Origin of the sequence: Sphaerisporangium sp. NPDC049002 (assembly GCF_040649355.1) — a bacterium.
GTDB lineage: Bacteria > Actinomycetota > Actinomycetes > Streptosporangiales > Streptosporangiaceae > Sphaerisporangium.
Genome location: NZ_JBEZFH010000280.1, coordinates 1 through 7,842 on the forward strand (window position 1 = coordinate 1; position 7,842 = coordinate 7,842).

General features: G+C 71.5%; 7 protein-coding genes. 2 read left to right on the top strand and 5 right to left on the bottom strand.

All coding sequences use genetic code 11. From position 1 onward, the window contains the following. Together AB0B89_RS33135 and AB0B89_RS33140 are read left to right on the top strand one after the other, a co-directional pair. The coding region (locus AB0B89_RS33135; RefSeq protein WP_358560645.1) for a hypothetical protein at positions 1–589 on the top strand (589 nt) is incomplete at its 5' end. A gap of 492 nt (positions 590–1,081) precedes the next feature. Next, on the top strand, positions 1,082–2,038 hold the full coding sequence (locus AB0B89_RS33140; protein ID WP_358560647.1) for an SIS domain-containing protein: 957 nt from the start codon (positions 1,082–1,084) through the stop codon (positions 2,036–2,038). 48 nt (positions 2,039–2,086) lie between these two features. On the opposite strand, the gene AB0B89_RS33145 is transcribed toward AB0B89_RS33140, so the two are convergent. The 5 genes from AB0B89_RS33145 to AB0B89_RS33165 form a co-directional block, all read right to left on the bottom strand. Further along, positions 2,087–2,677 carry an ATP/GTP-binding protein gene (locus AB0B89_RS33145; RefSeq protein WP_358560649.1) on the bottom strand — a complete coding sequence of 197 codons (591 nt, stop codon included), beginning with the start codon at positions 2,675–2,677 and terminating at the stop codon, positions 2,087–2,089. Further along, a complete protein-coding gene (locus tag AB0B89_RS33150) occupies positions 2,658–3,017 on the bottom strand; it encodes a DUF742 domain-containing protein (protein WP_344949401.1) in 360 nt (119 codons plus the stop codon). The genes AB0B89_RS33145 and AB0B89_RS33150 overlap by 20 nt, the downstream gene beginning before the upstream one ends. Then, positions 3,017–3,439, bottom strand: a complete 423-nt coding sequence (locus tag AB0B89_RS33155) for a roadblock/LC7 domain-containing protein (RefSeq protein ID WP_358560651.1) — start codon at positions 3,437–3,439, stop codon at positions 3,017–3,019. The genes AB0B89_RS33150 and AB0B89_RS33155 overlap by 1 nt, the downstream gene beginning before the upstream one ends. A 23-nt stretch (positions 3,440–3,462) precedes the next feature. Further along, the gene (locus AB0B89_RS33160) at positions 3,463–6,684 is read right to left on the bottom strand and encodes a nitrate- and nitrite sensing domain-containing protein (protein ID WP_358560655.1); all 3,222 of its coding nucleotides are present in this window, start codon (positions 6,682–6,684) and stop codon (positions 3,463–3,465) included. Between the two features lie 173 nt (positions 6,685–6,857). Further along, the gene (locus AB0B89_RS33165) at positions 6,858–7,745 is read right to left on the bottom strand and encodes an ACT domain-containing protein (protein WP_358560653.1); all 888 of its coding nucleotides are present in this window, start codon (positions 7,743–7,745) and stop codon (positions 6,858–6,860) included. Between the last annotated feature and the right edge of the window lie 97 nt (positions 7,746–7,842).

The window sequence follows — 7,842 nt, forward strand, 5'->3', positions numbered from 1 at the left end:
CCCCGACGCCGTACGTACCGCCCACCCGGGCGCCGAGTGGCTGGCGCGCGCCGAGAAGGCCCTGGGCGAGGCGCTGGAGCTGACGGGCGGTGAGGACGGCGCCTGGCTGGCCGAGCGCGCCGTCGAGCTGTCCCGGCGGATCGCGCCGCTCGGCCGCGTGGGCGCCACCCCGCTGATCCGCATCCACGCAGACCTGCACGTCGGCCAGACACTTCGCTGGCGGGACGGCTACGCCGTGATCGACTTCGACGGCAACCCCACGGTCACCGGAGCCGACCCCTTCCAGCCGGCGGCGCGCGACCTGGCGCAGCTCAGCACCAGCCTCGAACACGTAGCCCAGGTGGCGATCATGCGAAGGGACGCCGATCCGGCCGGGGCCATCCTGTGGGCCTCCACCGCGCGGGAGACCCTGGCCTCGGCCTACCGCGATCGCCTGGCCGCACGGGACATGTCCGCGCTCCTGGACGAGTCACTGCTCGGCCCCTTGGAGATCGAGCAGGAGTGCCGCGAGCTGATCTACGCCACCCGCCACCTCCCCCGCTGGCGCTACGCCCCCATGGGAGTGCTGCGCAGCCGCTTCCCCCGATAGGGCCGTCCTCGCGTACGGCCTTCGCCGCGACGCCTGGAGCCAGGCAAGGGTGCCACCCCGGAGAGTGGAACACTTACCTGGCACTCCGGCGCGGGAGGCCTCCGATATGTCGTTCGGATACGCCACCAATTCCCGTACTTGGTGCAGTATGCCTCGGCCGAACCGAAGGGTCCCGTCCGTGAGCCTGCACCCGGTCGCCGCGCTCGCCACGGAGCCTGTACCCGCGACGCCTACGGAGAACGAGACGAGGGCCAGGGACGAGAGCGCGATCGCTTCACGGAGCACGAATTACCTTTCCGAAGGCGCTCAACTCGATGCGACAACGATATGGACAGTCAAAATCGTGTCAGGAATCCGGTCCCCGAATAACGACCCCAAGGCGCCGCGTATTAATCCGATCACAATGGCTGAACGGCGAAAAGCGCGCCCATTCGAATCACCCGGCTCTACTTTCCATTCACCGAGCGATACGAACCTCACAAGGAGAAAGAAATGAACCCCGAGCTGTACCTCGCCGATCTTGAGGCCAAGCCGGCGGCGCTGGAGGCGCTGGCCGGGGTGCTGGAGGCGGGAGACCCGTTCGCGGGGGTGCCGGAGGGGGTCCGGCGGGTGGTCTTCCTCGGCATGGGCAGCTCGCGGTACGCGGCGGGCGTCGCGGCGCTGCGGCTGCGCGCGGCGGGGGTGGACGCGGTCGCGGAGTACGGCTCCGCGGCTCTCGGGTACCCGCCCGCTGACGACACGCTGGTGGTCGCCATCTCGGCCACCGGAGGGAGCCGCGAGACCCTGGACGCGCTGGCGCGCTACCGGGGCAGGGCTCCCATCCTCGCCCTGACCAACACCCCCGGCTCGGCCGTCACGGAGGACGCCCGCCTGGTCGTGGAGATGGCTGCTGGCGAGGAGCGCGGCGGGGTGGCCTGCCGCACCTTCCAGCACACGCTGGCGCTGCTCCTCGCCCTTTCGGCGCGGCTCACCGGCGCCAAGGCCGATGTCCCCGGGCTCCTGCGCCGGTCCGCCGACGCCACCGCCGACCTGCTGGACCGCAGGGGCGCCTGGCTGGCGGACGCGCTGACCCTGCTCGACGGGTCCCACGGGGTCTACACGATCGCGCCCGCCGAGCGGCTGTCCTCGGCCGAGCAGTCGGCGCTGATGTTCCGCGAGGGCCCGCGCCGGCCCTCCGACGCCGGCGAGACGGGCGACTGGGCGCACGTGGACGTGTACCTCACCAAGACCCTCGACTACCGGGCGATCCTGTTCCCCGGCTCGCGCTACGACGAGCAGGCCATGGACTGGGCGCGGCAGCGGGGCTCGACCGTGCTGGCCGTGGGCGGGGAGATCGAGGACGCCCACGCGATCAGGTACGCGGGTGACGACGATCCCGACGTGGCGCTGCTGACCGAGACCCTGGTCGCCGAGCTCGTGGCCGGAACGTGGTGGGCCGGCGCTCGATGAGCTCCGGACCGTGGTCCGGTACGGCGGCGCGCCGTACCGGACCGGTGGTCAGTTCGTGTGGCCGTACGCCGACCTGACGGTCAGCACGTACTCCACGAGCGTGATCAGTGTCGACTTGACGGCGTCCCTGGAACGGGCGTCGGTGCGCACGATCGGGATGTGCGGGGCCAGTGTGAGCGCCTCCCGGACCTCCTGCTCGACGTGCGGGTAGTGCCCGTCCCAGCCGTTGATGCCGACCACGAACGGGAGCCCGGCCTCCTCGAAGTAGTCGATCGCCGGGAAGCAGTCGGCCAGCCGCCGCGTGTCGACCAGCACGACCGCGCCGATGGCGCCCCTGACGAGGTCGTCCCACATGAACCAGAACCGGTGCTGCCCCGGAGTGCCGAACAGGTAGAGGATCAGGTCCTGGTCCAGCGAGAGCCGGCCGAAGTCCATCGCCACCGTGGTCGTCGTCTTGTGCGGTGTCAGACCCAGGTCGTCGATGCCCGCGCTGGCGTCGGTCATGACCGCCTCGGTGGTCAGCGGGAGGATCTCCGACACCGCCCCCACGAAGGTGGTCTTGCCGACGCCGAAGCCACCCGCGACGACGATCTTCGTCGACGTGAGCGCGCCGCCACGGCTAGAGCCTGCGAAGTCCACTGAGAACCCTTTCGAGCAGGTTGTGGTCTGGTTGTCCCTGGTTAAGCCGCGGCAGATGCAGGCGAACCAGACCTTCGTCGGCCATATCGGCGATCAGCACGCGGGCCACGCCGAGCGGGACCCGCAGCAGTGCGGAGATCTCGGCGACCGAACGGACGGAGTGGCAGAGCACGATGATCGCTTCCTGCTCGGGAGTGAGCAGGGACAAATCATCGCTCATTATGGGGGCCGATGAGACCAGAGTTTCCATCGCGAGGTGGTAGCTCGGCTCGGCCCGGCCCCCGGTGACGGCGTACGGACGGAAGAGAGGCTCGTCCTCGGTCCCGTCACCCCCGAGCATCACCGGATCCTGGAAGTCTGCAACTCAGCGCGGAGGGCAGGAGTGAGCACCTGACCCGCACGCTCCACCAGCAGCGTCATCTGGTACGCGACCAGACCCATGTCGCAGTCGGGCGAGGCCAGCACGGCCAGGCACGACCCGTCGCTGATGGCCATGACCAGCATGATGCCGTGCTGCATCTCAACCACGGTCTGCGTCACGCCTCCGCCGTCGAACACGCGGGACGCGCCCAGCGTCAGGCTCAGCAGCCCGGCCGCGACTGCGGCGAGCTGGTCGGCCCGGTCCGGCGGGAACCCCTCGGAGTTCGCCAGCCGGAGGCCGTCGGTGGAAACCACGACCGCGTGCGCGACGCCTGGTGTTCCGCTGACGAACTCGGTGATCAGCCAGTCGAACCTGCGTGCCTCGTGACTTAGCTCAATCAAGAGCCCTCCTCATCAGTACGGCGTCAGTCAATCCGGGGTTGGTCGTTGTCGGGATTACGGGAGCCGGTGTCCGAGATGTCGGCCCGGCCCCGCTGGATCCCCTGCTGGAAGCGCGACATCCGGGCACGGACGAGATCGGCGGACACGTCCGGGCGCGGCGCGGGCGCCGCTGCGGGCGTGGACGGTGCCACCGATCCCGGCACAAGGTTGGCCTTCGGCGTCCTCTTGGGCAAACCCGATGCGGTGATCCCCCCCAAAGAGGGATCGACCACCGCGTCCGCCGCCTGCCAGCCGCTGTCGGCGGTGGACTCCCAGGTGCCGCTCCCGGAAGCATCGCGTGAGGCTTCCGGGGCCTGCGGAGCGCTCTCCACGGGCCCCGGCTGACCGGATCCCGTCGCGGGCCCCTGCGAGCCCGGTGCCTCCGTGGCGGCGATCTCCTGTGCGTCGGGACGGCGGAACCACGCCGACTCGACCGATGCGAAGATCGGCAAGAATTCGTCCCCTCGTTCCAGCGGCGACTCGTGACTGCCCGTCGGCGAGTCCCCTGTCCTGCTGTTCTCCCACCTCTCGGCGCCCTGGCCCGCCGGAGGCGCAGGTGCGGGACCCCGGCCGGCGGGAGCCCCCGATGCCGTGCCCCACGGCGAGAAGGATCCCCGATCCCCTACCGGGCCCGTCGGCGGGCTCGCGGGTCCCGTGGAAGGTGCCGCGGGAGCCCCGGCGTACCCGGACGGCTCCGCATGGCGTCGTACCGGCCCAGCCGACGGCCCGGTGGATGGCCCAGCCGACGGCCCAGTGGACGGCCCGTTCGACGGCCCGTTCGTGCCCGTGGCCGAGCCGGGCGACCTGGAGGGCAGCCCGTTGGGCGGGGCCGAGGACCCGGGTGACCTCGGACCGGTGGACGGCCCCGTCGGCCCCGTGGACGGCCCGACCGGGCCGAGGCCGGGGCCGCCGCTCGGGCCGACCGGCCCGAGGGGCCCGGTGCCCGGACCCGAGAGGCCCATGGCCGGGGAGTACGCCGGACCGGTCGCCCCCGGCACCGGCCCGGTGTACCCGGACAGGGGCCCGGTGGGCGCGGGGTCCCCGAACGCTCCACGCGGCCCGGGGCGCGCCGGCCTCGCGCCGTTGAAGGCGGGCGAGGCTCCGGTCCCGTTGAACTCGGCGAACGTGGGAGACGACCCGTTGGAGACCGGCTCGGCGGGAGCCTCCCCCTGCGCGCCCCGCTGGGGCTGCACGGGCACCCGCCCGGCCGCCACGCTGATGAGCTGCGGCGGGAAGAGCACCATCGCGATGAGCCCGGCCGAGTCGCCGCGCCGCAGCTGGACGCGGATGTTGTGGCGCAGCGCGAGGCGGCCGACCACGAACAGGCCCATGCGGCGGGACACCGAGACGTCCACCACGGGCGGGTCGGCCAGCCTCCGGTTGACCTCGGCGATCTCCTCCGGCGTCATGCCGATGCCCGAGTCGCTGACCGCGAGCAGGGCGCCGCCTCCCTCGATCATGCTGCTCGACACCACGACCTTGGTGTTGCCCGGCGAGAAGGCCAGGGCGTTCTCGACCAGCTCGGCGACCAGGTGTACCACGTCGTTGGCGGCGTGCCCGGCGACGGCGGAGCTCCTGTGGACCTTGACGCTCACCCGCTCGTAGCCCTCGACCTCCGACAGCGAAGCCCGCACGACGTCGACCAGCTTGGCGGGCTGGCTGCGCTTGCGAGTGGCCTCGTGGCCCGCGAGGACCAGCAGGTTCTCACTGTTGCGGCGCATGCGGGTGGCCAGGTGGTCGAGCTTGAACAGGTCGCCCAGGCGTCCGCCGTCCTGCTCGCCGCGCTCCAGGCCGTCGATCAGCGAGATCTGCCGCTCGACCAGCGTCTGGATGCGCCGCGAGAGGTTGACGAACATCGCGTTGACGTTGCCGCGCAGCTGCGACTCCTCGGCGGCGAGGCGCAGGGCCTGGCGGTGGACCTCGTCGAAGGCGGTGGCGACCTCACCGATCTCGTCGTGGGTGCCCACGATGATCGGCTGGACGTCCGGGGCCGCGGCGGCCTCGCCGGACTCCCGCATGCGCCGGACGACCGCGGGCAGGCGGAACCCGGCGATCTCCAGGGCCTCGGAGCGCAGCTTGCGCAGGGGCCTGACCAGCGAGCGGGCGATCAGGACCGTGGTCGCGAGGACCAGCAGGACCAGCGCGAGGATCAGGACCCCCGCGATGATCGCGTTGCGCCGTTCCCCGGATTCGAGAGCGGAGGCCCGGGCGGCGACCGAGGAGGCCACCCTCGTCTCCACCTGCTGGAGCAGCTGGATGGCCTTGGTGCTGTCGTCGAACCACTGCTTGACGGCCGTGCCGCGCCCGCCTGCCTCGCTCACCGGGAGGTTGCGGCTGGCCAGGGCGATGGCCCATGACTTCGTCAGCTCGGCCCGGATGACCTGGGTGCCACGGAGGGTCTGGGCCAGGAAGCGCCCGTTGTCGGCCCCGGCCTCGCCGTTGAACGTGGTCATCGCGGCCCGCTGCCGCGACCGCGAGGCGATGAACTCCTCAAGGGTGTCGGAGCTGAACCGGTCGCCGCGCGCCAGCGTGCCGATGAGCGTGCCGCGCTGCTGGGACGCCTCCTCCTTGGCGTGGGCCAGGGCGCTGAGGGCGCGTGAGTCGCCGATCAGCCGCGGGTCCTGGTTCGCCTGGCTGATCTCGTCGTGCAGGCGGAGCAAGGATGCCACCAGGTCGGTGTACTTCGCCGGCTGGCCGCCCTTGCGGATGACGGGCATGGTGTCGAGCCGGGTCGAGACCTGCCGGGCGTCCTCGACGGCGCGCACGCCGTACTCGGAGTCGATCTTCCCGAGGTCGTCGCGGACCTTGGCGATGCCGGCGTCCACGGCCTTGCGCTGGTCGTTGAGAGCGGCCCTCTGCTGGCGGGTCGTCTGGAACCAGACCGTCCTGTCGCGTTCCAAACCCAGTTCCAGGCTCAGATCGCGCAGGTGACCGGCGATCACGGCCCCGGCCGCGCTCCTCTGGTAGGCGGCGACGCTGTCGATCGACGACACCACGCGCAGTCCCGCCAGCAGCACGCCGACGACCGTGGGCACGAGGATGAGGGCCGTCAGGCGCGCGGACACCCGCCAGTTGCGGAGCGAGAACCGCGACACGCCGTCGCGGCCGTGCTGGGGGCCGGACCCGCCCTGCCCGCCCGTGTGCTTGCGCCGCTTCGCTCCCGAGCCCGTGCCGGTCTGGAGTGTGGTCTTGGTCCCGGCTTCCATCGTGCTCACCGCCACCCCCCGCGATCTTCCATGCATGGATGACGGCATGGCTGATAACTACATAAGCGGGGACAATTCGACCACAAGGTCATCAATGCCGTTACCAGAACCGGGACACCCGACGTAATTGTTATGAATCCCGCAGCTATCGCGACGTCTCCGGCCTGCCAAGGTCAGCGCAGGGCCGCGAGCACGTGCTCCCGAACCTGCGTCCGCTGCGCGGCGTCGGTGATGGGCCGCCCCGACCTGTCCACCACGTAGAAGACGTCGACCGCCTCCGCGCCGAGAGTCTCCACTCGTGCGGCGCGGACGTCAAGGCTACATTCGCCAAAAGCACGGCCAATTCTCCACAAAAGCCCTGGACGATCATGTGCGCGTACCTCGACGACGGTGGCCGTCTGGGAGGCGTCGTCGACCAGGCTGACCCTCGGCGGGGCCACGGGAACGCGGGCCGGCCGCAGCGATCTCGTACGCCGGGCCAGCCTCTGCTCGATGTCCAGGCGGCCCGCCAGCACCAGGCGCAGATCGGCCTCCAGCGTGGCGGGATCCGGCGGCGTGCCGTACTCGGGCACGACCGAGAACTCGATCACCGCCGTGGACGAGGCGGAGGCGGCGGAGGCCGCGCGCACCACCATGCGGTGGGCCGCCAGCACGCCGGCCGCCCGCCAGAGCAGGCCGGGCCGGTCGGGCGCCACCACAGTGACCGCGCCGCCGTTCACGCGCACCGCGCCACCGCCGTGCCTGGCCAGGGACGCCTGCTGGGGCGACAGCGAGGGAGCGGGCGCGGGCGGTGTGCCGGACAGGGCCGAACGCACCCTGCGCACCAGCTCGGAGACCAGGGACGCCTTCCAGGTGTTCCAGGCGGCCGGCCCGGTGGCGTTGCCGTCGGCGACGGCCAGGGCGGCCAGCAGTTCGAGCACCTCGCGCGAGCCGACCGCCTCGGCGACCCGCGAGATCGTCACCGGGTCGTCGAGGTCGCGCCGGGTGGCGGTCTCGGGTAGCAGGAGGTGGTGGCGGACCACGGTGGCCAGCGTGTCCACGTCGGAGGGTGGCAGGCCCATGCGCAAAAACGGGCACGATGGGGGTCATGAGTGACGACAGGGTAGAGAACGCCGATGACGGCATTGCCCGTGCTGTCCTCGCGAGTTCCCCGAATGC